At 71.5% G+C, this 21,695-nt stretch carries 22 protein-coding genes; 13 read left to right on the forward strand and 9 right to left on the reverse strand.

Going from position 1 to position 21,695, the window contains the following annotated elements; all coding sequences use genetic code 11:
- Nucleotides 1-346 precede the first annotated feature (346 nt).
- The 8 genes from infA (at nt 347) to truA (ending at nt 5,502) form a co-directional block, all read left to right on the forward strand.
- Complete coding sequence (gene infA, locus AWQ70_RS12920) at nt 347-568, forward strand: translation initiation factor IF-1 (protein ID WP_012887858.1); 222 nt, start codon at nt 347-349, stop codon at nt 566-568.
- Between the two features lie 48 nt (nt 569-616).
- A complete protein-coding gene (gene rpmJ, locus AWQ70_RS12925; protein ID WP_003956441.1) occupies nt 617-730 on the forward strand; it encodes a 50S ribosomal protein L36 in 114 nt (37 codons plus the stop codon).
- Between the two features lie 387 nt (nt 731-1,117).
- Complete coding sequence (gene rpsM, locus AWQ70_RS12930; RefSeq protein ID WP_067174827.1) at nt 1,118-1,498, forward strand: 30S ribosomal protein S13; 381 nt, start codon at nt 1,118-1,120, stop codon at nt 1,496-1,498.
- A gap of 34 nt (nt 1,499-1,532) precedes the next feature.
- Nucleotides 1,533-1,937 (forward strand): 30S ribosomal protein S11, encoded by a 405-nt coding sequence (gene rpsK, locus AWQ70_RS12935; RefSeq protein WP_020542285.1) that lies wholly within the window; start codon nt 1,533-1,535, stop codon nt 1,935-1,937.
- A gap of 20 nt (nt 1,938-1,957) precedes the next feature.
- Nucleotides 1,958-2,584 carry a 30S ribosomal protein S4 gene (gene rpsD, locus AWQ70_RS12940; RefSeq protein WP_067174829.1) on the forward strand — a complete coding sequence of 209 codons (627 nt, stop codon included), beginning with the start codon at nt 1,958-1,960 and terminating at the stop codon, nt 2,582-2,584.
- Between the two features lie 197 nt (nt 2,585-2,781).
- A complete protein-coding gene (locus AWQ70_RS12945) occupies nt 2,782-3,798 on the forward strand; it encodes a DNA-directed RNA polymerase subunit alpha (RefSeq protein WP_061253237.1) in 1,017 nt (338 codons plus the stop codon).
- Between the two features lie 187 nt (nt 3,799-3,985).
- Nucleotides 3,986-4,489 carry a 50S ribosomal protein L17 gene (gene rplQ, locus AWQ70_RS12950; protein ID WP_067174830.1) on the forward strand — a complete coding sequence of 168 codons (504 nt, stop codon included), beginning with the start codon at nt 3,986-3,988 and terminating at the stop codon, nt 4,487-4,489.
- A gap of 113 nt (nt 4,490-4,602) precedes the next feature.
- Entirely contained in the window at nt 4,603-5,502 is a 900-nt protein-coding gene (truA, locus tag AWQ70_RS12955; protein WP_067174831.1) for a tRNA pseudouridine(38-40) synthase TruA, read from the forward strand.
- Here truA and AWQ70_RS12960 read toward each other — a convergent pair.
- From AWQ70_RS12960 to AWQ70_RS12970, 3 genes are all read right to left on the reverse strand, one after another.
- On the reverse strand, nt 5,492-8,275 hold the full coding sequence (locus AWQ70_RS12960; protein ID WP_157530036.1) for a hypothetical protein: 2,784 nt from the start codon (nt 8,273-8,275) through the stop codon (nt 5,492-5,494). The two genes, truA and AWQ70_RS12960, sit on opposite strands and share 11 nt — an antisense overlap.
- Nucleotides 8,276-8,385: 110 nt before the next feature.
- Nucleotides 8,386-8,829 carry a hypothetical protein gene (locus tag AWQ70_RS38815; RefSeq protein ID WP_157530037.1) on the reverse strand — a complete coding sequence of 148 codons (444 nt, stop codon included), beginning with the start codon at nt 8,827-8,829 and terminating at the stop codon, nt 8,386-8,388.
- Between the two features lie 1,218 nt (nt 8,830-10,047).
- Nucleotides 10,048-10,782 (reverse strand): CAP domain-containing protein, encoded by a 735-nt coding sequence (locus AWQ70_RS12970; protein ID WP_067174842.1) that lies wholly within the window; start codon nt 10,780-10,782, stop codon nt 10,048-10,050.
- A gap of 522 nt (nt 10,783-11,304) precedes the next feature.
- Here AWQ70_RS12970 and rplM point away from each other — a divergent pair.
- Genes rplM through glmM form a run of 3 tightly spaced genes read left to right on the forward strand, consistent with a single transcriptional unit; the run spans nt 11,305 to nt 13,660 of the window.
- Nucleotides 11,305-11,748, forward strand: a complete 444-nt coding sequence (rplM, locus tag AWQ70_RS12975) for a 50S ribosomal protein L13 (RefSeq protein ID WP_067174844.1) — start codon at nt 11,305-11,307, stop codon at nt 11,746-11,748.
- A gap of 30 nt (nt 11,749-11,778) precedes the next feature.
- Entirely contained in the window at nt 11,779-12,300 is a 522-nt protein-coding gene (gene rpsI, locus AWQ70_RS12980) for a 30S ribosomal protein S9 (RefSeq protein ID WP_067174846.1), read from the forward strand.
- Between the two features lies 1 nt (nt 12,301).
- Nucleotides 12,302-13,660, forward strand: a complete 1,359-nt coding sequence (gene glmM / locus AWQ70_RS12985; protein WP_067174848.1) for a phosphoglucosamine mutase — start codon at nt 12,302-12,304, stop codon at nt 13,658-13,660.
- Between the two features lie 64 nt (nt 13,661-13,724).
- On the opposite strand, the gene AWQ70_RS12990 is transcribed toward glmM, so the two are convergent.
- The 6 genes from AWQ70_RS12990 to coaA form a co-directional block, all read right to left on the reverse strand.
- Nucleotides 13,725-14,441, reverse strand: coding sequence for an ABC transporter permease subunit (locus AWQ70_RS12990; protein WP_067174850.1), 717 nt, complete (start codon nt 14,439-14,441; stop codon nt 13,725-13,727).
- 120 nt (nt 14,442-14,561) lie between these two features.
- Nucleotides 14,562-15,515: an ABC transporter ATP-binding protein gene (locus AWQ70_RS12995; RefSeq protein ID WP_067174853.1), complete on the reverse strand. Its 954-nt coding sequence runs from the start codon at nt 15,513-15,515 to the stop codon at nt 14,562-14,564.
- Complete coding sequence (locus tag AWQ70_RS13000; RefSeq protein ID WP_067174855.1) at nt 15,512-16,378, reverse strand: ABC transporter permease; 867 nt, start codon at nt 16,376-16,378, stop codon at nt 15,512-15,514. Before AWQ70_RS13000 ends, AWQ70_RS12995 begins: the two co-directional genes overlap by 4 nt.
- A gap of 52 nt (nt 16,379-16,430) precedes the next feature.
- Complete coding sequence (locus AWQ70_RS13005; RefSeq protein WP_067174856.1) at nt 16,431-17,333, reverse strand: ABC transporter ATP-binding protein; 903 nt, start codon at nt 17,331-17,333, stop codon at nt 16,431-16,433.
- Between the two features lie 81 nt (nt 17,334-17,414).
- A complete protein-coding gene (locus tag AWQ70_RS13010) occupies nt 17,415-18,437 on the reverse strand; it encodes a DUF389 domain-containing protein (RefSeq protein ID WP_067174860.1) in 1,023 nt (340 codons plus the stop codon).
- Nucleotides 18,438-18,445: 8 nt separating this feature from the next.
- A complete protein-coding gene (gene coaA, locus AWQ70_RS13015; protein WP_067175036.1) occupies nt 18,446-19,369 on the reverse strand; it encodes a type I pantothenate kinase in 924 nt (307 codons plus the stop codon).
- A 205-nt stretch (nt 19,370-19,574) separates the two neighbouring features.
- Between coaA and AWQ70_RS13020 the strand changes: the two genes are divergently transcribed.
- Both AWQ70_RS13020 and AWQ70_RS13025 read left to right on the forward strand, forming a co-directional pair.
- Nucleotides 19,575-19,925 carry a holo-ACP synthase gene (locus AWQ70_RS13020; protein ID WP_067174863.1) on the forward strand — a complete coding sequence of 117 codons (351 nt, stop codon included), beginning with the start codon at nt 19,575-19,577 and terminating at the stop codon, nt 19,923-19,925.
- A 217-nt stretch (nt 19,926-20,142) separates the two neighbouring features.
- On the forward strand, nt 20,143-21,657 hold the full coding sequence (locus tag AWQ70_RS13025; RefSeq protein ID WP_067174865.1) for an NAD(P)H-hydrate dehydratase: 1,515 nt from the start codon (nt 20,143-20,145) through the stop codon (nt 21,655-21,657).
- Nucleotides 21,658-21,695 lie beyond the last annotated feature (38 nt).

A 21,695-nucleotide genomic window follows, 5' to 3' on the forward strand; every position in this document is an offset into this window, starting at 1 on the left:
TAGGGAACCGCCATCGGCCGGCCGGGTCAGGCCCGCCGCGCCCGTCTCTCGCCCGGCACTTCGGCGGCGCCGGTCGCGCGACGGGGCGGATGACCTGCCCCTCTCAGCACCGTGTACGGCAGTACGTGAGCGGATGATGATCTGGGGTAGCCTGGCTGCCGGTGTGGAGACGCCGCAGCCCGTTTCGCATTTCCGCGCGGGTTGTCGTACACTCCTTTGTCGGCTCACTATGACCTTTTGCGCTGTAGGTGGCCTTGCCGGTCGCCGCTCTCTGGAAGCGCCTTGAAGGTCGCGGCTGCGTAGTGATCCGAAGCCTCAGACGACCGATCAGTGAAACGCGAGGGACATGGCCAAGAAGGACGGCGCCATCGAGATCGAGGGCACTGTGGTTGAGTCGCTCCCGAACGCGATGTTCCGGGTGCAGCTCGACAACGGCCATAAGGTCCTGGCCCATATCAGCGGACGGATGCGGATGCACTACATCCGGATCCTGCCGGACGACCGGGTGGTCGTGGAACTGAGCCCGTACGACCTGAGTCGCGGGCGGATCGTCTACCGATACAAGTAAGCCCCCCTCCACAACAGGGCGGGCCGTCTGAGGAACGAACTAAGGACTATGAAGGTCAAGCCGAGCGTCAAGAAGATCTGCGACAAGTGCAAGGTGATTCGCCGGCACGGTCGCGTCATGGTGATCTGCGACAACCTGCGCCACAAGCAGCGCCAGGGCTAGGAAGAGGAAGCCGAGCCGGGCATGGTGCGGTCCGCGTGAGCGGGCCGGAGGCGTGCAAGGCGAGGCGGACTCGACCGGTCTGAGCGTGAGGAAGCCGAGCCGGGCATGGTGCGGTCCGCGTGAGCGGGCCGGAGGCGTGCGAGGCGAGGCGGAATCCGCCGGCGACAGTCGCAGAGAGGTTCCCATGAGAGTCCGCTCCCGTAGCGGGCTCGCGTCATGTGGGACCAATGATCAGTAATCGCGTGTCACACCCGTGAAGGCGGTTCTCCGGTGCGAGAGCCGTACCACACGGGAGACCCCCGGTCGGAGGCCGGGGCCCTCACCCCGGGCATGGGGAGGGGAAGTGAGGCGCAGGACCTCCGCCACCACGAAGGAGAATGCCCGACCATGGCTCGCCTGGTTGGCGTCGACCTCCCCCGCGACAAGCGGCTGGAGATCGCTCTCACCTACATTTTCGGAATCGGTCGCACTCGTGCCCAGGAGATCCTGGAGGCGACGGGCGTCAGCCCGGACCTGCGCGTCCACCAGCTCACCGACGCCGAGCTCGTGCCGATGCGTGACTACATCGAGGCGAACTTCAAGATCGAGGGTGACCTCCGTCGCGAGGTTCAGGCCGACATCCGCCGCAAGATCGAGATCGGCTGCTACCAGGGCATCCGGCACCGCAAGGGCCTGCCTGTCCACGGTCAGCGGACGCAGACGAACGCGCGTACCCGCAAGGGCAAGAAGAAGACCGTGGCCGGCAAGAAGAAGCCGGGCAAGAAGTAGTCCTAGCAGCCACATTCCAGGAGATAGCGCTTAAATGCCGCCGAAGAGCCGCCAGGGCGCACCGAAGAAGGTGCGCCGCAAGGAGAAGAAGAACGTCGCTCACGGGCACGCCCACATCAAGAGCACGTTCAACAACACGATCGTTTCGATCACCGACCCGAACGGGAACGTGATCTCCTGGGCCAGTGCCGGCCACGTGGGGTTCAAGGGCTCCCGCAAGTCCACCCCGTTCGCCGCGCAGATGGCCGCTGAGAACGCCGCCCGCCGGGCCATGGAGCACGGCATGCGCAAGGTCGACGTCTTCGTCAAGGGCCCCGGCTCCGGCCGTGAGACCGCGATCCGCTCGCTGCAGGCGACCGGCCTCGAGGTCGGGTCCATCCAGGACGTGACTCCGGTCCCGCACAACGGTTGCCGCCCGCCCAAGCGCCGCCGCGTCTGAGCTCCAGGAGATAGAGAGAAATGGCTCGTTACACGGGTGCGGACTGCAAGCTCTGCCGTCGCGAGAAGACGAAGCTCTTCCTCAAGGGCAAGAAGTGCGAGTCCGCGAAGTGCCCCATCGAGATCCGTCCTTACCCGCCGGGTGAGCACGGTCGCGGTCGGCCGAAGGAGTCCGAGTACCAGCTCCAGCTTCGTGAGAAGCAGAAGACCCGCCGCATCTACGGCGTCCTCGAGAAGCAGTTCCGCAACTACTACGAGGAAGCCAACCGCAAGGCCGGGAAGACCGGTGAGAACCTCCTCCAGATCCTGGAGAGCCGTCTCGACAACGTGGTCTACCGTGCCGGTTTCGCCGAGTCGCGCGACGCCGCCCGCCAGCAGGTGCGCCACGGGCACATCCTGGTGAACGGCAAGAAGGTCGACATCCCGTCGTACCGCGTTCGCGAGCACGACATCATCGAGGTCCGCGAGAAGTCGCGGAACCTGATGCCGTACGAGGTGGCCCGCGCCACCGCCGGTGACAAGACCGTCCCGGCGTGGCTGGGTGTCGTCCCGGACAGCATGCGCATCCTCGTGCACCAGCTCCCGGTCCGCCAGCAGATCGACACGCTGGTCCAGGAGCAGCTCATCGTCGAGCTCTACTCCAAGTAAGAGCTCCCGAACGCACGATGGCCGTACGGCTCGCCCGCGCGAGCCGTACGGCATCATGGTTGTAGGCGAGCGGCGTCAAATAGCGGGCGTCGCCGTAAAGGGACGGGAAACCGGGTCCGGCACGGCCGGGTCGCGTACAGCGGCCGGGGCAGGTGCGGGGCGCGGTGGACTCGTCCCGGAAACAGGGGAGATCCCACATGCTCATCGCACAGCGCCCGAGCCTCCTGGAGGAGTCGCTCGAGGAGCACCGGTCCAAGTTCGTCATCGAGCCGCTGGAGCCGGGCTTCGGCTACACCATCGGCAACTCGCTGCGGCGCACGCTGCTGTCCTCGATCCCGGGGGCGGCGGTCACCAGCATCCGCATCGAGGGCGTGCTGCACGAGTTCTCGACCGTGCCCGGGGTGAAGGAAGACGTCACCGACATCATCCTGAACCTCAAGTCGCTGGTCGTCTCGTCCGAGCACGACGAGCCGGTCGTGATGTACCTGCGCAAGCAGGGCCCGGGTGAGGTCACCGCCGCCGACATCGCGCCTCCGGCGGGTGTCGAGGTGCACAACCCCGACCTGCACATCGCCACGCTGAACGGCAAGGCGAAGCTGGAGATGGAGCTGACCGTCGAGCGCGGTCGCGGCTACGTCTCCGCGGCCCAGAACAAGCAGCCGGGCCAGGAGATCGGCCGGATTCCGATCGACTCCATCTACTCCCCGGTCCTCAAGGTCACCTACAAGGTCGAGGCCACCCGTGTCGAGCAGCGCACGGACTTCGACCGGCTGATCCTTGATGTTGAGACCAAGCCGTCGATGAAGCCGCGCGACGCGGTCGCCTCGGCGGGCAAGACCCTGGTCGAGCTGTTCGGCCTGGCGCGCGAGCTGAACGTCGAGGCCGAGGGCATCGACATCGGCCCGTCGCCGACGGACGCAGCCCTGGCTGCGGACCTTGCGCTCCCGATCGAGGAGCTGAACCTCACGGTCCGCTCGTACAACTGCCTCAAGCGCGAGGGCATCCACACCGTGGGTGAGCTCGTCGCCCGCAGCGAGCAGGACCTGCTCGACATCCGCAACTTCGGCGCGAAGTCGATCGAAGAGGTCAAGCAGAAGCTGCACGAGATGGGCCTCGCCCTCAAGGACTCCCCGCCCGGATTCGACCCCAGCGCGGTCGCCGGCGGCGGGTACGACGACGAGGACGGCGGCTTCATCGAGACCGAGCAGTACTAGATCTCGTCTCGGCCGTTCCGGCGCCGAGACGGCGGGCACACCGCCGTCGCGGCGCCGGGAGGCAGCCCGGTCAGCCGGGTGAAGCGGCGGAACCACTGATTTGCCGAAGGCGGGCCCTCGCGGGCCCGCCGCCCCGACTCCGGTACCTGATACGGCCGGAGCGGGTTGTCTCTCAAGGAGAAACGACATGCCCAAGCCCACCAAGGGCGCCCGTCTCGGCGGCAGCCCGGCCCACGAGCGGCTGATCCTGGCGAACCTCGCCACCCAGCTGTTCCAGCACGGCCGGATCCGCACCACCGAGGCCAAGGCCAAGCGTCTTCGCCCGCTCGCGGAGAAGCTGATCACCAAGGCCAAGAAGGGCGACATGCACAACCGTCGCCAGGTGCTGACCATCGTCCGCGACAAGGGCGTCGTGCACCACCTCTTCACCGAGATCGCGCCGACGTTCGCCGAGCGTCCCGGTGGCTACACGCGCATCACCAAGCTCGGCCCGCGCAAGGGCGACGCCGCTCCCATGGCGCTCATCGAGCTGGTCGCCGAGCAGCTGAACCCGGTCACCGTCTCGCGTCCGGCCGCCGCCGCCGAGGCTCCCGCCGCTCCGGCTGAGGAGACCGTCGAGGCTCCGGCCGCCGAGGCTCCCGCCGCCGAGGCGGAGGCTCCGGCCGACGAGGCCAAGAAGGACGAGGCCTGATCAAGGGCCTGTGCTGATCAAAGGCCTGTGAGCGGGTCCAGCGTCCCTTCCGGGATCGCTGGGCCCGCTCTTCGTTTGGGTACGGCTGTCGCTTGCCGTACGGGAGGAGAGGCGTGGACCGCGAAGTTCGGCTGAGGCTCGATCTGGGCTATGACGGCACCGACTTCTCCGGCTGGGCACGGCAGCCGAGCCGGCGGACCGTCCAGGGCGAGCTGGAAGGCGCACTGGGCCGCATCCTGCGGATGGATCCTGCCCCTCAGCTGACCGTGGCCGGCCGTACGGACGCGGGGGTGCACGCGCGCGGCCAGGTGGCGCACGTGGATCTCGCGCTTTCGCGACTGGCGGTGGCGGACACGGCGCGGGCCCGGCAGCGTGATCCGGACGCCGATCCCGAGGACGCCTGGCGCGCCGAGGGCGCTCATTGGCTCGCTGCGCTCACCAGACGGCTGGCGGGTGTTCTGCCCCAGGACGTACGTGTATATACCGTCTCGGTGGCTCCTGAGGGGTTTGACGCCCGGTTCTCCGCCCTCTTCCGGCGATACGTCTATCGCGTGTGCGACGCGCCCGGCGGGACGGATCCGCTGCGGCGGCGGGAGGTGCTGTGGCACAACCGGCCGCTGGACGTCGATCTCCTCAACGCCGCCGCGGGGCGGCTGATCGGCGAGCACGACTTCGCCGCGTTCTGCAGGAAGCGCGAGGGCGCGACGACGATCCGCGAGTTGCAGCGGCTCGACTGGACGCGGGGCGAGGACGGCGTCATCCGCGCGACCGTGATCGCGGACGCGTTCTGTCATTCGATGGTGCGGGCGCTGGTGGGCTCGCTGCTCGCGGTGGGCGAGGGCAGGCAGCCCGTCGAATGGCCCGGGCAGGTGCTGGCCAGGGCCGTGCGGGACTCGGGGGTTCACGTGGCTCCGGCGCACGGGCTGACCCTGGAGGAGGTCCGCTATCCGTCGGGCGAGGAGCTGGCCCGGCGCGCCGAGGCGACGCGCCGGGTGCGCACGCTCAGTCCGTGACGCGTTTGCCGATCACCTCGGCGACGTGGTCGCGGAACGCGCCGCTGACCGGGCCGAGGTCCTGCTCCTTGGTGCTCGGGGTGTGCCCGTCGGCGTAGGTCGCGTAGCTGAACACGATGTATCGGCCCCACACCATGCCCGCGGCGTACCCGCCGGAGATCGCCACCCGGTCGGCTCCGCTGCCGGGATCGCCGTTCAGCCCCCGGAACCAGAGGTTGCCGCTCAGGTTCTTGGTCTTGTCGACCGCGAGCGCGGCCTCCTTGGTCGGCAGGACGGCGATGCCGGTGGTCACGGCGTAGCGTTGCTTCGCGTCCACGTACGTCGCCCTGAGGACACGACGGCACTGATTCCGTTTGAGCGCGTCGGCGAAGGCCCCCGCCGCCGCCTGCTCACAGGCGTCGGTCATGTTGACCTTGACCCGTTTGAAGCTCCGCCCGCCGAGGGTGATGCGGGTGTCCGGGAAGGTCTCGGTCAGGGTGAGCTTGCGCGGGTCGGTCTTCTCCGAGTCGAGGGGCGCCGCGTTCAGGTTCGTCTGCGTGCCGCCGCTCGTGGTCGGCTGGGCTCCCGGCGTCGTGGTCACGGGTGCGGCGTTGGTCGCCGGGGCGCCGCCGGCGGCCGGGGCGTCCTCCGGTTGCCCGGTGTACGCGAGGTAGGCGGCCGCGCCGATGGCGACCACAGCGACGCCCGCGCCCGCACCGAGCAGGATCCGCTTGCCGGCGCCGGCGCGCCTCGCGGGCGCGACCGCCGGGACGGCGATCGGGACCGGGGGGCTGTCGGGCAGCCGGCCATGTCCGGGCGCGAGCAGTACCTGGCCGTGCGGTGCGGGGATGTGAGGCTCGATTCCGGCCGGGAGATGCTCCTGACCGACCGCTCCAGCGTGCTGGCCTGCCGCCCTTCCCGGTCCGCCGTCCGGCGGCTCGGGGGAGCCGAGCGGTTCACCGGCTACGGCCGGGCCGCCGGCGGGCAGTGAACGGCCCGCGGGTTCGCCGGGGGCCCCACCGGCCGTGGCCGGGTGAGTCTCAGGGGAGGGCTCCTGAGCCGGAGGATGCCCCTGCGCCGGTCCGGCCGTCGCAGGCGACGGGAACACGGGGAGGGCCTCGTCGGCGTCCGTCCCGCCGGGGACCGTTCCGGCTTGGTCGTCGGCCACCCCGTTCTCTCCGGGGGCGATGGTCGGCGCGTCGGAAGCGTTGGGCGTGGTCACCTCGGCCGGTGGCCATGCCGTACCGGCACCGGCCGACGATGCGTCGGGCGCGGTGGACTCCCCCGGAAGCCGGGGCGGCCACACGGGGACGTCGCCGGGCTCGGCCGGAATCCTCGGGCGGGAGGGTGCTTCCAGGCCCGCGGGCGGCTTGAGCGGGACGGTCGGCCCCTGCTCACCCGTGACGGCCCGTTCCTGCGCCGCCTGTTCCTGCGCGGCGTGGTCCTGCTCTGTGTGGTCCTGCGCTGCCTGCTCCTGCGCGGTGTGGCCGTGTGGAGTGGGGTCCTGCACTGCGTTGGGATCGTGGTCCGGCGCGGACAGTGGACGATCATGCGACGTCGCTTCCGCATCCGAGGCGTCGGAGGCTTGCCCGGCCCCCTCCATGTCAGCGGGCGAGGAGGTCGGCGTCGCCGCCTCGACGTCGGGGGTCGCGGTCGCCGCACGCGGCGTTCCCGCAGCCGTGCCCGGCTGATCGGCTTCCCAGGTGGCGATCCCGTGAGGACTCGCCCCTGTGTCGACGGACGGCGAGACGTACTCCGCGGTGTCCATGTCGGAGGGCGGGGTGCTCGGGCCGCGCGAGTGATCTGCCGGATCGTCGCCGGGCGTGCCGTCGTGTACCGCCGCCGGCCATGTCGCGGTGGCCGCCGCCGAATCGCGCCGGGTGGCGTCTCCGGCCTCCGTGCCCTCAACGGGCCCGCCGAACGGTCCGGAAGGGCCGGGCTCCCTCGTGTCGACGTCGCCGGGTGCGGCGGATGCCGGGTGGCCGGGCTCGGTCGTGCCCGCCGCGGCGGGGTGGCCTGGCTCGTCGGTTGCGGGAGCCGTGCCGCGCCCGCCCGGCAGGTCCAGGTCGCTGGTGGCGGTGCCCTTCGGATCGGAGCCGTCGGGGCGGGAGTCACCCGCCGGCCGGGGCCGGGACGCGGGCGGGATCACGTGCGGGGTCGTCGGCGGTGCGTACGGCGCGGTGGGGGCGGCGGGGGCGGCAGGGGCGGTGGGCCGCCCACCGTCGGAGTCCTGTGTGCCGGGACGTCCTCGGCCACTCGGCGGCACCCACGGCTTGGTGACGTCGATCGCCGGGAAGTCGATGGTCTCGTACTGGTCGCTCTCGGAGATCTCCCTGAACCCCTTGCGCGGCTTGTCGTCCTCCTGCGGCGAAGGGGCGCCGGGCACGGAGGAGGGGACGTCCGGTGTCGAGGAACCCGGGAAGACGGGGCCGGACGCGGGGGAAGGGGCGCCGGGCGTCGGGGAACCGGGGGAGGCGGGGTCGGCGGGCGCGCCGAACGCGGCCGGGGGCCTCCGCTGCGGATCGTCACCGGGGGCGGATGCCCGCTCGGCGGCCGGTTCGCTCGTGCCCGCGTCGGGGCCCGCCGCGTCGTCGGGCGACGGCGGTTCGCCCGGCGCGCCCTGGGGGCGGGCGAACCAGTCGTAGCCCGGCGACCCCTCGCCGGGAACGCCGGGAATGCCGGAAGCGTCGTGCGATGTCTCGTCTGGGTGGCCGAAGCTCGGCGGTGGCACAGCGGGTGCCGTCGAGCCGTCGGCGCCGTGTTCGTGCTCGGAAACGGGATCCTGGCCACGCATATGCGGAAGCGTATCGGCGTGGACGAGATCGTCGTGCCGCTATGGGCGTTTGCGGACAGGCGCTGAGCGGCGTTTGTCCAGAAAGATCGGCGGATAGATGGTTTCGTGGATCAGCCGTGTCCTCCGGTCAGCGAGCGCGTGTCGAGAGCGGGGAAGACGGTCTTTTCCGTGATGTCCAGTGCCGCCTGGTAGAGCCGCTTGAGTTCGGTCTTGCTCGGGTTGTGGCCGTCCTTGAACTGGAACCACAGCAGCACGGTGTAGTGGCCGTGGATCCAGCCGCCCGCGTAGGCGTCGCCGGTACCGAGGAACTTGGTGATGTCGTCGGTGCCCGGAAGCGGCTTGAGGTAGTCCTGCCGCTCCTTGCCGCCGCCCGCGGACGCCACCTTCTTGGCGGCGGTGGTGGTCTTCAGGTTGGCGACGCCGATGGTGCCGATGATCTTGTCCTTGGAGTCCTTGTAGCTGGCGCGGATGAGCTGGGTGCAGCCTCCGGCCTTCAGAGCCTTGGTGATCTTCGTCCCGGAGACGCCGTCGGCGCACTTCTTCTCTTTGTTCACCTTGGTGCGGATATATGACCGGCTACCGGCGGTGACCTTCTTCTTCCCGAAGAGTTCGGTGGCGGTGAGCGGCGTCTTGTCGGTCGTGCGCGAGCCGGCGTAGCCGTACTTGCCGCCGGGCCCGGGAGAGACGGGGGGCGTCGGGGTCGGCGTCGGGGCCGCCTGGGCGATCGGCTGCTCCCGGCTCGCCGCGACCCACAGGCCGGCGAAGAGCGCGCCGATCAGCGCGAGCCCGGCCAGGCCCAGTACGAGAGGCCGCCGCCAGAAGGGGACCGGCCCGTACGGGTCCCACGGCGGCTCGGACGACTCGGCGGCGGGGCGCCGTTCTCCCCGGGCGGGCTCGCCGGAGGCGGAGGCCCGCGGGCTTCCCGGACCTCCGGAGAGGGGGCCTCCGGACTCCGTGCCTCCCGGCCGCGAACCCCCGGATACGGGGTCGCCGGGTCGCGCCCCGGCGGGGAAGCCGTCGGGGACGTCGCCCGGCCGCGGTGCGCCGGACGGGAAGCCGCCGGTAGATGAGCCGGCGGCGGGGCGGTTTTCGGGTTGTCCGGTTCCGCTCGCGCCGAAGTCGTGTGGGCCTGTCGTGTTCCAGGGGGTGGTGCCGGCCGTTGGTGTACTCGGGCGGTTTTCGGGTTGTCCGGTTCCGCCTGCGCCGAAGTCGTGTGGGCCTGTCGTGTTCCAGGGGGTGGTGCCGGCCGTTGGTGAACTCGGGCGGTTTTCGGGTTGTCCGGTTCCGCCTGCGCCGAAGTCGTGCGGGCCTGCCGCGTTCCACGGGGCTGCGCCGCCCGGCGGTGAGCCCGCGGCAGGGTGGGTGTCCGGCTGTCCGGTTCCGCCCGGGGCCGCGTTCCAAGGGGCCGGGCCGCCCAACGGGGAGCCGGCGCCCGCGGGCCCCCGGCCTCCGGACGGAAGGCCGCCGGACTGTGAGGCGGCCTCCGCCCACGTCCCCGCCTGCCTGTTCACCGTCTGGCCGCCCTGATCGGCGCCCGCCTGCTGCGGCCGCCGCCACGGATCGAACGCCGGAGCCGCCTCGCCCGCCTGCCCGTACGCCCCGGGCCGGGCCTGTGCCCCGGAAGAGGCCGGCCCGTACGGCCGGGCACTCTGGCCGCCGCGGTCGGCGGTCGGCGGCTCGCCCTGCGGCGGGTACGGCTGGCGGTGTGGCTGCTGGTCGCCGGGATAACCCATGCGCTGAGATTAGCCGCGGATCACAGCAGATGAGGAAAGTCAGGAATAACCGAAGTCCTGGGTCCACCACGGGCCGCCCGGTCCCAAATCGACCCCCACACCGGTCGCGACCAGGCTGCAGTTGAGGATGTTGCGCCGGTGGCCGCTGCTGGCCATCCAGCCCTCGATCGCTTCGCCCGCGGTCAGGTAACCGCGGGCGATGTTCTCCGCGCCGCCGTCCCGGTACCCCGCCGCCTCCATGCGCTTCCAGGGCGAGCGTCCGTCGGGGGAGTAGTGATCGAAGGTGTTGCTCACTGCCATCTCCCGCGAGTGCAGACGGGCGGACCGGACCAGCCGCGCGTCGACGCGCATGGGCGCGCAGCCCCGCTTGCGCCGCTCGGCGTTCGCCAGCCGGATGACCTCGGACTCCAGGGCACTGAGGGCCGCACCCTGGCCGTCTCCGCCTCCGCCGCCTCCCGGCCGGTCGTACTGGTCGCCGGTTCCGGGACCGAAGGTGTTCCACTGGGAACCGCCGTCCGACGGATCGATCATGTTGGACGGCTTCCTGACGGGCGGCCGGGCCAGGGGAGTCGATCGGGCGAGCGGCGGCTCCTCGGCCCGCGCCACGTGGTCGAGCGGCGGGCGGTATCGCGGCGACGCCCCGGCGGACTCGGAGGGCGACGGGGACGGCTCGGAGTTGCGCAGATAGACCTGGTCGACGCCGCTTCTGCTGGTGATCCTGCCGATGACGACCCCGGCGAGCACGAGGGTGACCGCGCAGGCGAGCAGACCCACGTGAGTCCCGCGCCGGGGCGTCCGTTGGGGGTGCCGGGTGTGAGGGGTCTGCCACATACCGCAGTCAAATATAGGGATGTGCGGCGATGAGGATGAAGAGGACAGTGAGATTGGATTTCCCTGTGTCGCCTGCGTACCTGGCCGTGCGCCGCGCGCGTCCCGCCCGCGGTGCCGCCCCGGAACGCTCCGAAGACCCGCCGGAACGTGCCTCGCGCGTGCGGGCCCGGTCAAGGTCTCCGGTCGCAGCGTCGCTCCCCGTAGCCTTGCCACGGCGCCCGGCCGGAAGGTGGCGCCCGGACGGAAGTCCGCATGGTGTGCCGCGCCCGGTCTCCCGTCCTCGGGCGGTGTGTTTTGACCAGGAGGGTGAGTGCGGGTAATCTGCTGATTCGTTGTGTGCACTGGTCCTTCCGTGACCCGTGCACGGCGCGTCCGGCGTCTTCTCCCATGTATGTGGAGACGGAAGGTTGCCGTCGTGCCTGCGCAACCTACCGTGAGTTCACATTTCCGACAGAAGGCACTGCCGTGCGCACGTTCTCACCCAAGCCCAACGACGTCGAACGTCAGTGGTACGTCATCGACGCCACCGACGTCGTGCTCGGCCGGCTGGCCAGCCACGTCGCGACCCTGCTCCGCGGCAAGCACAAGCCGATCTTCGCCCCGCACGTCGACACCGGTGACTTCGTCATCATCGTCAACGCCGACAAGGTGGCCCTGACCGGCAACAAGCTCGAGCAGAAGAAGGCCTACCGTCACTCGGGTTACCCCGGTGGTCTGCGTTCCGTGTCCTACGGCGAGCTCATGGAGAAGCGCCCGGACCGCGCCGTGGAGAAGGCGGTCAAGGGGATGCTCCCCAAGAACGCCCTCGGCCGGAAGATGGCGAAGAAGCTCAAGGTCTACGCCGGTTCCGAGCACCCGCACCAGGCTCAGAAGCCGGTGCCCTTCCAGATCACCCAGATCGCCCAGTAATCGCCGAGCCAGGAAAGTAAGAGGAGAACCGTGGCCGAGCCCAACGGTATCGAGACGCTCGTCGAGGGCGAGCAGGACGAGTTCTCGTCCGAGGAATTCCCTTCCGAGTACACCACCGAGTCCGCCCCCGCCGGTGAGGGCGTCGTGCGCCGCCCCATCACCACGGGCAACTCGTACGGCACCGGCCGCCGCAAGGAGGCCGTGGCCCGCGTCCGCATCGTGCCGGGCACCGGCAAGTGGACGATCAACGGCCGCTCGCTGGACGCCTACTTCCCGAACAAGGTCCACCAGCAGATCGTCAACGAGCCCTTCGTGACGCTCGGCGCCGAGGACCAGTTCGACATCATCGCCCGCATCGACGGCGGTGGCGTGACCGGCCAGGCCGGCGCCCTGCGCATGGGCCTGTCCCGCGCGCTCGCCGTCCTGGACGCCGAGACCAACCGGCCTCCGCTGAAGAAGGCCGGCTTCCTGACCCGCGACGCCCGGGCCAAGGAGCGGAAGAAGTACGGCCTCAAGAAGGCCCGCAAGGCTCCGCAGTACAGCAAGCGTTAAGTTGGGGCGCCTTTTCGGCACCGACGGGGTCCGTGGGGTCGCGGGTCGCGACCTCACGGCCGAGCTCGCCATGGATCTGTCCGTGGCGGCGGCTCATGTCCTCGGCGATGCCGGGGCGTTCCACGCGAGCGTCGGGCGGCGCGGCCGCCCGATCGCCGTCGTAGGCCGGGACCCGCGAGCCTCAGGAGAGTTCCTTGAGGCCGCGGTCGTCGCCGGCCTTGCGTCGTCTGGCGTGGATGTGCTCCGGCTCGGCGTGTTGCCCACCCCGGCGGTCGCGTACCTGACTTCGGCTCTGGGGGCCGACCTCGGGGTGATGCTCTCCGCGTCGCACAACCCCGCCCCGGACAACGGGATCAAGTTCTTCGCCCGGGGCGGCTTCAAGCTGCCGGACGCGGTGGAGAACGAGATCGAGGAGCGGCTCGGCGAGAAGTGGGACCGGCCGGTCGGCGCGTCCGTCGGCCGGGTCCGTGAGGCGTTCGGTGAAGCCGACCGGTACGTCTCGCACCTGCTCGACACCCTGCCGCACCCCCTCGACGGCCTGCGGGTCGTCGTGGACTGCGCGCACGGCGCGGCCCACATGGTGGCCCCCGAGGCGCTCCTGCGCGCCGGGGCGGCGGTCGAGACCATCGGGGCGGCTCCCGACGGGCTCAACATCAACGACGGCGTCGGCTCCACCCATCTGGGTGAGCTGAAGCGGGCCGTCGTCGAGCGCGGGGCCGACGTCGGCATCGCCTACGACGGGGACGCGGACCGCTGTCTCGCCGTCACCGCCGGCGGCGACGAGGTCGACGGCGACCAGATCATGGCGGTCCTCGCGACCGCCATGCAGGCCGACGGCCGGCTGTCCGGGGACACCGTCGTCGCGACCGTGATGTCCAACCTGGGCTTCAAGATCGCGATGCGCGAGACCGGGCTGACCGTGGTGGAGACCGCCGTCGGCGACCGGTACGTCCTTGAGGCGATGCAGAGCGGCGGTTTCACCCTCGGCGGCGAGCAGTCCGGGCATGTGATCATGCTCGACCACGCCACCACGGGTGACGGCCTGCTCACCTCGCTCCACCTGCTCGCGACGGTCGCGAAGTCGGGCGCGTCACTGGCCGACCTCGCCTCCGTGATGACGAAGCTGCCGCAGGTGCTCGTCAACGTGCGGGACGTCTCCAAGGCGAAGGTGCGCACCTCGGCCGAGCTGGCCGCCGCCGTCGCCGAGGCGGAGGCGGAGCTGGGCGGGAGCGGCCGGGTCCTGATCCGGCCCAGCGGCACCGAGCCGATGGTGCGGGTCATGGTCGAGGCCGGGTCGCACGACCAGGCCGCGGCCGTCGCCGACCGTCTCGCCGAGGTGGTGCGCGCCTGCTGCGCGTGATCTCACGGGAAAAACCTGTGGCCTCCGCCGAACCGGCGGAGGCCACACGCGTTTCCGGGAGGCGTCACTCGTCTCCCGTGAGGGACAGGCTGCGCAGGCGCTGCCCGGCGATCAGCAGGGCCGCGACCGTCACGATGACGATCGCCGGTACGGCGAAGCCGATCGGGACGTCCGCCTTGAAGAACACGGACGACGACACCTGGTCGGCGATCGACTGGGCCCACTGCTGGATGGAGAACTTCCGCGCCCCGGGCACGTAACCGCCGACGAGGCCCTCCCAGACCAGGGCGTAGATGACGCCGATCGTCACCGCGTGCCTGGTCAGCACGCCGAGGAGCAGGAACACGGCCGCGTACGCGATCCCGGCGAGGAGCGCGCCGAGGGCGAAGCCGTACGCGATGCCGGACTCGGTCTGGATCATCAGGAACGCCGCGAGGAACGTGGGCACGGCGGCGAACAGCGCCAGCAGGGACGCGGCGACGACGAACTTGGTGAAAGCGATCACCGGGCGTGAGATCGGCTTGGACAGCAGATGCATGATCGTGCCGTCCTCGATCTCGGGCGCGATCACGCCGGTGCCGGCGACGAGCCCGAGGAGCGGCAGGATCGTGCCGACGGCGAACGACTTCATCAGCGTGACGGCCGTGCCCTCGCTGGGCCCTCCGATGAGCCGGAGCAGCCCGGCCACGCCGATCAGCGCCAGCGGAAGCAGCACGAGCAGCAGGATCCGCTTGCGGCCGAGCATCGCCCGGTACGTGATGTCAGCTACGACGGTGTTCATTGGTCTCGCTCCGCTCGACTGCTCCGGGTGTGCTGCGCGCGGCGACGCTTTCGGCCCGCGCGCGGAGCCCGGTGAGATACGGTTCCGGCTGGTCGTCCGGGTGACCCGGCGTGCGTGCGGTCACGCACGGGGCTGGATGAGGTAGGAGAAGACGCTTTCCAGGTCCTCGTCCGTGGGGGACACCTGCCAGAGGCGGACCCCGGCGTCGCGGGCGACCTTCGGCAGCAGCCGGGTGAAGCGGCGGAAGTCGATCGCCTGCACCTCCAGCCCGTTCTCGGTCAGGGAGACCGCCCCGGACGACGCGTCGGCGATCAGCGCGGACGCCAGCCGCCGGTCGTCGCTGGAACGGACCCGGAACAGGTGCGGGCGGTCGGTCATCCGCCTGCGGATCTCGCGGTAGTCGCCGGAGGCGGCGTGCCGGCCCGCGACCATGACCTCGATCTGCTCGGCGACCCGCTCGACCTCCTCCAGGATGTGCGAGCTGAACAGGATCGTCCGTCCCGCGGCGCCCATCTGCCGTACGAGGTCCATCAGGTGGAGCCGCTGACGCGGGTCCATGCCGTTGAAGGGCTCGTCGAGCAGCAGCACCTGGGGGTCGTGGACCAGCGCGGCGGCCACCTTGACCCGCTGGCGCATGCCCTTGGAGTACGTCTCGACCCTGCGGTCCTTGGCGGGGGTCATCTCGACCAGGTCGAGGGCGCGGGTCGCCGCCTCCGCCGGGTCCGGCAGCCGGTGCAGGCGGGCGGCGGACAGCACGAACTGCCAACCGGTCAGGAAGCCGTAGACGCCCTCCCGCTCCGGCACCAGGCCGATCTGCCGGTAGATGTCGTGGTTGCGCCAGATCTGCTGCCCGCCCAGGGTGGCGGTGCCGTTCGACGGGGCGAGGAAGCCGGCCATGATGTGCAGCAGCGTCGACTTGCCCGCGCCGTTGGGGCCGAGCAGGCCGGTGACGCCGGGCCCGATCGTCATGGTGACGTCGTTGACCGCGACCACGTTGCCGTACCAGCGGGAGACCCCGGCGAGCTCGACGACGCCGGGCCGGGTGGCGACTGCGGGAACGGTGGTGACCGTCATGAGGAGGCCGCCTTCCGGTAGCGCGCGATGAGCCCCGTCAGCGCGAGAGCGATCACGGCCAGCAGGATCAGCGCCGGCCAGGGGCCCGAGGGGTAGCCCTCGCCGTTGGAGGGTTCTGTGCCGAACAGCGCCACCTGCACCGCGTCGACGAGGAAGAACGGGTTGATCAGCAACGTCCACTTGGCGGCGGCCTCGTGGCCGCTGGCGAGGAGCGCGGCGAAGAACACCCCGGAGACCCCGGAGGTGAACAGGTAGAACCCGATCACCGAGGCGACCCCGAGCCCGCGCCTCGGCGTGAACGACGCGAGGGCCAGCCCGACGGAGGCGAGCAGCGCGGCGGCGATGAGTGCGGCCACCATGGAGGCGATGTACTCGCGCGTGTGCACGGGCTCGGGCAGGTCGACCAGCAGCTCTCCGGCATACAGGAGCGTGAGCGGCACGGCCAGCAGCAGGAACAGCGCGGCCGTCATCGCGACGAGCTTGGCGCCGACGTAGTCGAGCACGGTCACCGGCCGCGACAGGTACAGCGGCAGCACGCGGAAGCGCAGGTCGGGGGCCACCAGGTACGGCGCCTGCGACGCCAGGAAGATGGCGAGCACGGCCTGCATGGCCACGGCGTACGCGGTGTAGCCGATGCCCTGCTGCTTCACCAGGGCCATGACGGCGATCGACACCACGGCCGGCAGCAGCATGATCGCCACGAGCAGGAACGGGATGATCTTCGCCCGGGTGGTGCGGCCGAGGCCGAAGACGCCGCGCAGGCTGTGCACGGCGAGGGCGCGCGCCGCGCTCCCGCGGCCGAGCCTGGGGCCGTCGTAGTGGCGGTAGCCGATGTCGTGGATGATCGCGGTCTGCTCGCTCATGCCATCCCCCCGCTCGGCCCGCGGGACGCGCCGTGTCGATTGTTTCGCCCGCTCATGCCGCCGGCTCCTTGAAGACGTCCTCGATGCGGCCGCGACGCTGTTCCAGCCGGACGAGGTTGAGGTCGAGATCGCAGACGGCGTCGCGTACGGCGTCGAAGGTGGCCTCCGAGCGGACCTGGACGGTCAGGACGCGTCCCTGCACCGCCACCGCCTCGCCCAACTCGGCCAGCCGGGCCGCGAGGGGGTCGAGCCCCTCCTCGACCTCGACCGCGATCGCCTGCGTGGTCTGCGTGAACTCGCCGATCGCGGACGACCGGAGCAGGGCGCCGCCGTCGATCACGATGACGTGGTCGCAGACCCGTTCGAGCTCGCCGAGCAGGTGGGAGGTGACCAGGACGCTGATGCCGAACTCGGCGCCGATGCGCCGGATCAGCGCGAGCATGTCGTCGCGGCCCTGCGGGTCGAGGCCGTTGGTGGGCTCGTCCAGGAAGACCAGCCGGGGATCGTGGACGAGTGCCTGAGCCAGCTTGACCCGCTGCCGCATACCGGTGGAGTAGCCGCCGATCGGGCGGTAACGCTCCTCGTGCAGGCCGACGTGCCGCAGGATGTCGGCCGCCCGTTCGCGGGCGGCGGTGCGCGGCAGGCCGGACATCTGTGCCATGTGCACCACGAACTCGGTGGCGGAGACGTCGGGCGGCAGGCATTCGTGCTCGGGCATGTAGCCGACGACGCGGCGGATCTCCGCCCCTTGGGCGGCGGCGTCCAGGCCGAGCACCTCGGCCCGGCCTGAGGTCGCCGGGAGCAGGCCGAGCAGAATCTTGATCAGCGTGGACTTCCCGGCGCCGTTCGCGCCGACGAGCCCGGTCACGCCGGTCCCGACCGTGATCGTGAGCCGGTCGAGCGCCGTGACTCGGGGAAACCGCTTGGTCAGACCCTCGGTTGCGAGGATTGTCATGATCTGGAGACTACTCCCGGCCTGGCCTCGGCGACCTCCATCAGGAGGAGGAGTCGCGCGTCATACCGTGGCCGGTGCGCATCATCTCCTGGTGCCGGTACGCCTCCCCTTGGCGGGCCGGTGCCGTACGCCGGGGACCGCGGGAGCCGGCGGGGCGGCGGGCGGCGCGGGGGCGACCGGGACCCGCCGGCCGTACCGCTGCCAGAGGAAACGCTGGACGAACAGGGTGGCCGTGCCGGCCGCGACCATGCCCGCGATGTTGACCGCGAGCTGGGCGAGCGAGTGGCCGACCTCGTCCCAGCGGCCGAGGGCCGTCGCGACCGCCATGTAACCGGCCGCGGGGACCGTGGTCACCGAGATGAACACCCCCACCAGGGCGGAGGACTTGCCGGCGGTGATCGAGAGCACACCCGCCGCGCCCGCGAGCAGGGCGACGATGAACGACCACTTGTCCGGCGAGACGATGAACCACACGTCCTGGTTGTGCCGCAGCATGTCGGGCGACACCCAGCCGATGCCCCGCGACACGAACGCGCACAGGAAGGTGACCAGGATGGCCGTGCCGAACCCGACGACCAGCGTCCGGACCGCGACCGCGATCAGCCGCGGCTCCCGGCGCAGGAGGCCGAAGCAGATCGCGGCCACCGCGCCGAACTCGGGGCCGAGCACCATCGCGCCGACGATCAGGATCTGCGACGGGATGAGCACGCCGATGGCGGCGATCTGCGTGGCGATCGCCAGGAAGGCCAGGAACGCCCAGGTGATGCGGGAGTCGGCGGTCACGCGCTGCGCGAGCTGGTCCCAGACGACCGCGTCGTCGCCCTCGCCCGGGGCCTGCTCCTGCGCCTCCTCCGCCGCGCGTGAGATCGTCAGCTCGACGTTGTCGATCGCGATCGAGCCGTCGTCCTCCAGGCCGAGGCGCTTCAGCTCCTCGATCAGGTCGTTCGCCGCCTCGCGGGCGACGTCGAGCAGCAGCAGGTCACCCTGCGGGCGGCGCGCGGCCTTCGGCATCAGGACGACGTTGGCGACCCCGGTCGCCCGCTCGACCGTCTCGAGCACCCGGCGCGTACGGCCGGCCGGGATGATCACGCGCAGATGCAGCACGACGACGATTATGTACGGCGCAGCCGGATGCGGCTGATGGAGTGGTCGGGGCCCTTGCGCAGGATCAGCCCGGCCCGCCCCCGCGTGGGGGCGATGTTGTCGACGAGGTTGCGCTCGTTGATGTCACGCCACACGTTCTTGGCGAACTCCGTCGCCTCCTCGTGGGACAGCTCCGCGATGTGCGCGAAGTACGACTTCGGGTCGGCGAACGCCGTACGGCGCAGCTTGTGGAACCGGTCGACGTACCAGGACCTGATGTCCTCGATCCGGGCGTCCACGTAGATCGAGAAGTCGAAGTAGTCGCACACGGCGAGGGACGTGGGCGGCGCGGGCTGCAGCACGTTGAGGCCCTCGACGATGAGGATGTCCGGCCGCCGCACCTTCTGGGTCGCCCCGGGCACGATGTCGTACTCCAGGTGGCTGTAGACGGGGGCGGTCACCACCGGGCTGCCCGCCTTGACGTCGGCGACGAACTTCACCAGCGCCCGCCGGTCGTAGCTCTCCGGGAAGCCCTTGCGGTGCATGATCCCGCGATCTTCCAGCACCTTGTTCGGGTAGAGGAAGCTGTCCGTGGTGATCAGGTCGACCCGGGGGTGCTCGGGCCACCGGGCCAGCAGGGCGTGCAGCACGCGCGCCGTGGTCGACTTGCCGACCGCCACGCTGCCCGCGATGCCCAGCACGTACGGCACGCGCTCGTCGCGCTCGCCGAGGAAGGCCCCGACGGCCGCGCTGCGCTGCCGCGATCCGGTGAAGTGCAGGTTGAGCAGCCGGGTGAGCGGCAGGTAGATGTCGGTGACCTCCGCGAGGTCGATCGGGTCGTCGACACCGCGCAGGTCCGAAAGCTCTGCCTCGGTGAGGGTCAGCGGCGTGCTCTTGCGGAGGTCCCTCCACTGGGCACGGCTGAGCTCGACGTACGCGTCTCCATCTGCCACGTCGGCCAAGCCTACTCAGCCGGTCGAAAACGTCTTCGGGCGGGAGCGGTGCACAGCCTGTGGACGAAACCGGTGGATTACGGCCGCGGTTTCCCGGGAACCCGCCTTCGCCGTGCCCGGCCGAAGGGAGCCCCGGGACGGCCCGTGCCTCGGCCCGTGCCTCCGGTCAGACGGCCGGGTCCCGCCGGGCGGGTAGCCTCGCCCTGTGATCGTGGGCATCGGAGTGGACGTCGTCGACGTGGCGAGGTTCGCCGCGACGCTGGAGCGCACCCCCGCCCTGCGGGAGCGGCTGTTCACCGAGGCGGAGCGCGGGCTGCGGACCGAGTCGCTGGCCGCCAGGTTCGCCGCGAAGGAGGCGGTGGCCAAGGCGCTCGGCGGCCCGGCCGGCCTCAGCCACGTCGAGGCCGAGGTCGTCACGGACGAGGCGGGCCGTCCGACGGTCCGGGTCACCGGAGCGGCGGCGGAGGCGGCCCGCGCGCTCGGCGTCACGAGGTGGCACATCTCCCTGACCCACGACGGGGGCATCGCCGTCGCCTACGTCATCGCGGAGTCGTGACGCGGCCTGCGCCGGCGCGTGCGGCACTTCCGCGGCTTCCCGCTTCGCCGACCCGCGCCACCGGGCGTCCCACCTGATCTCCACAGGCTGTCTCCGCGGGCTTCCGAGCCCGTGAGGCCTCCGTTCCCGCCCGTCCGGCGGTGGTCCTCCCGGCTCTCCGGCGGACCGGGCGACGGGTCGTCGCGTTCGTGATCGTCTCCGGGATACGGTCGGACCCATGCGGACCGCGTACACCTCTGACCAGATCCGGGCCGCCGAACTGGCGCTGATGGCGCGGCTGCCCGAGGGCGCCCTGATGCAGCGGGCCGCCGCCGGGCTCGCCGCCGCCTGCGTCCGTGCCCTCGCCGCGGGGCGTCGCCGCGTGTACGGCTCCCGCGTCGTCCTCCTGGTCGGGAGCGGCGACAACGGGGGAGACGCCCTGTACGCCGGGGCCCGGCTGGCCGCGAGGGGCGCCCGGGTGGACGCGATCCTCGCCGGGTCGCGCGCCCACCAGGGAGGGCTGGCCGCGTTGCGCGCCGCGGGCGGCCGGGCCGCCGGGTTCGCCCCCGGACCGGCCCGCGAGCTGATCGACGCCGCCGACCTCGTCATGGACGGCCTGGTCGGCATCGGGAGCACGGGCGCGCTGCGCGAGCCGTACGGGACGCTGGCCGGGTTCGCCGCCGACGGCCCCGGCCTGGTCGTCGCGGTGGACGTGCCGAGCGGGGTGGACGCGAGCACCGGACGCGTGGACGGGCAGGCGGTGCGGGCGCACACGACCGTGACGTTCGGCGCGTACAAGATCGGCCTGATCGTCGACCCCGGCGCGTCGCTGTGCGGGCCGGTGGAGCTGGTGGACATCGGGCTGGGGCCGTACCTCCCGGACGCGGACCTGGCCGCGCTGACCGGCGACGACGTCGCCGACCTGCTGCCGAGGCCCGCCCCGGAGTCGGACAAGTACCGCAGGGGCGTGGTCGGGATCGTCGCGGGAAGCGACACCTTCACCGGCGCCGCGGTGCTCGCCACAGGGGGCGCGGTGCGGGCGGGGGCGGGCATGGTGCGCTTCGCGAGCGTCGAGGAACCCGTACGCCAGGTCAGGGCGCGCTGGCCCGAGGCCGTGACGACGGTTCTCACGCCGGGCCGGGGAGGCGTGCTCGACGGCGTCGGGCGGGTGCAGGCGTGGGTGGTCGGGCCGGGCCTCGGCACCGGCCCGCACGCGCGCGAGATCGTCGGGGAGGTCCTGGCGACCGGGCTCCCCGTCCTCGTGGACGCCGACGGGCTGACCGTCGTCGCCGGGGACAGGTCGCTGCTGCGCAGGCCGGCGCCGACGCTGCTCACGCCGCACGCGGGGGAGCTGGCCCGGCTTCTCGGCGTGCCGCGCGACCACGTCGAGGCGCGGCGGATCGAGTACGTCCGCCGCGCGGCGCACGAACTGGGCGCGACCGTCCTGCTGAAGGGGTCCACCACGCTCGTGGCCGAGGAGGACCGGCCGGTGCGGGTCAACTCCACCGGTACGCCGTGGCTCGCCACGGGCGGCACGGGCGATGTGCTCTCCGGTGTCGCGGGCGCGCTGCTCGCGGGCGGACTGAGCTGCTACGACGCCGCGTCGTGCGCCGCTCACCTGCACGGGCTCGCCGGCCGGATCGCGGCGGCCGGGCCGGAGCGGCCCCGGCGCGGGGCGCGGGCCGGCGGCGAGGCGCCGATCGCGGCGCTCGACGTCGCCGAGGCCCTCCCGGAGGCGGTCCGCACGTTGTGACGCGGGCCCGGACGGCCCGAGCAACCGTGATCACCTGA

Origin of the sequence: Microtetraspora niveoalba (assembly GCF_001570405.1) — a bacterium.
Lineage (GTDB): Bacteria > Actinomycetota > Actinomycetes > Streptosporangiales > Streptosporangiaceae > Microtetraspora > Microtetraspora niveoalba.

Excerpts from the sequence above, each read along its gene's own strand:
- infA (WP_012887858.1), top strand. The coding sequence starts at position 347 with ATGGCCAAGAAGGACGGCGCCATCGAGATCGAGGGCACTGTGGTTGAG.
- rpmJ (WP_003956441.1), top strand. The coding sequence starts at position 617 with ATGAAGGTCAAGCCGAGCGTCAAGAAGATCTGCGACAAGTGCAAGGTG.
- rpsM (WP_067174827.1), top strand. The coding sequence starts at position 1,118 with ATGGCTCGCCTGGTTGGCGTCGACCTCCCCCGCGACAAGCGGCTGGAG.
- rpsK (WP_020542285.1), top strand. The coding sequence starts at position 1,533 with ATGCCGCCGAAGAGCCGCCAGGGCGCACCGAAGAAGGTGCGCCGCAAG.
- rpsD (WP_067174829.1), top strand. The coding sequence starts at position 1,958 with ATGGCTCGTTACACGGGTGCGGACTGCAAGCTCTGCCGTCGCGAGAAG.
- AWQ70_RS12945 (WP_061253237.1), top strand. The coding sequence starts at position 2,782 with ATGCTCATCGCACAGCGCCCGAGCCTCCTGGAGGAGTCGCTCGAGGAG.
- rplQ (WP_067174830.1), top strand. The coding sequence starts at position 3,986 with ATGCCCAAGCCCACCAAGGGCGCCCGTCTCGGCGGCAGCCCGGCCCAC.
- AWQ70_RS12960 (WP_157530036.1), bottom strand. The coding sequence starts at position 8,275 with ATGCGTGGCCAGGATCCCGTTTCCGAGCACGAACACGGCGCCGACGGC.
- AWQ70_RS12990 (WP_067174850.1), bottom strand. The coding sequence starts at position 14,441 with ATGAACACCGTCGTAGCTGACATCACGTACCGGGCGATGCTCGGCCGC.
- AWQ70_RS12995 (WP_067174853.1), bottom strand. The coding sequence starts at position 15,515 with ATGACGGTCACCACCGTTCCCGCAGTCGCCACCCGGCCCGGCGTCGTC.
- AWQ70_RS13000 (WP_067174855.1), bottom strand. The coding sequence starts at position 16,378 with ATGAGCGAGCAGACCGCGATCATCCACGACATCGGCTACCGCCACTAC.
- AWQ70_RS13005 (WP_067174856.1), bottom strand. The coding sequence starts at position 17,333 with ATGACAATCCTCGCAACCGAGGGTCTGACCAAGCGGTTTCCCCGAGTC.
- AWQ70_RS13025 (WP_067174865.1), top strand. The coding sequence starts at position 20,143 with ATGCGGACCGCGTACACCTCTGACCAGATCCGGGCCGCCGAACTGGCG.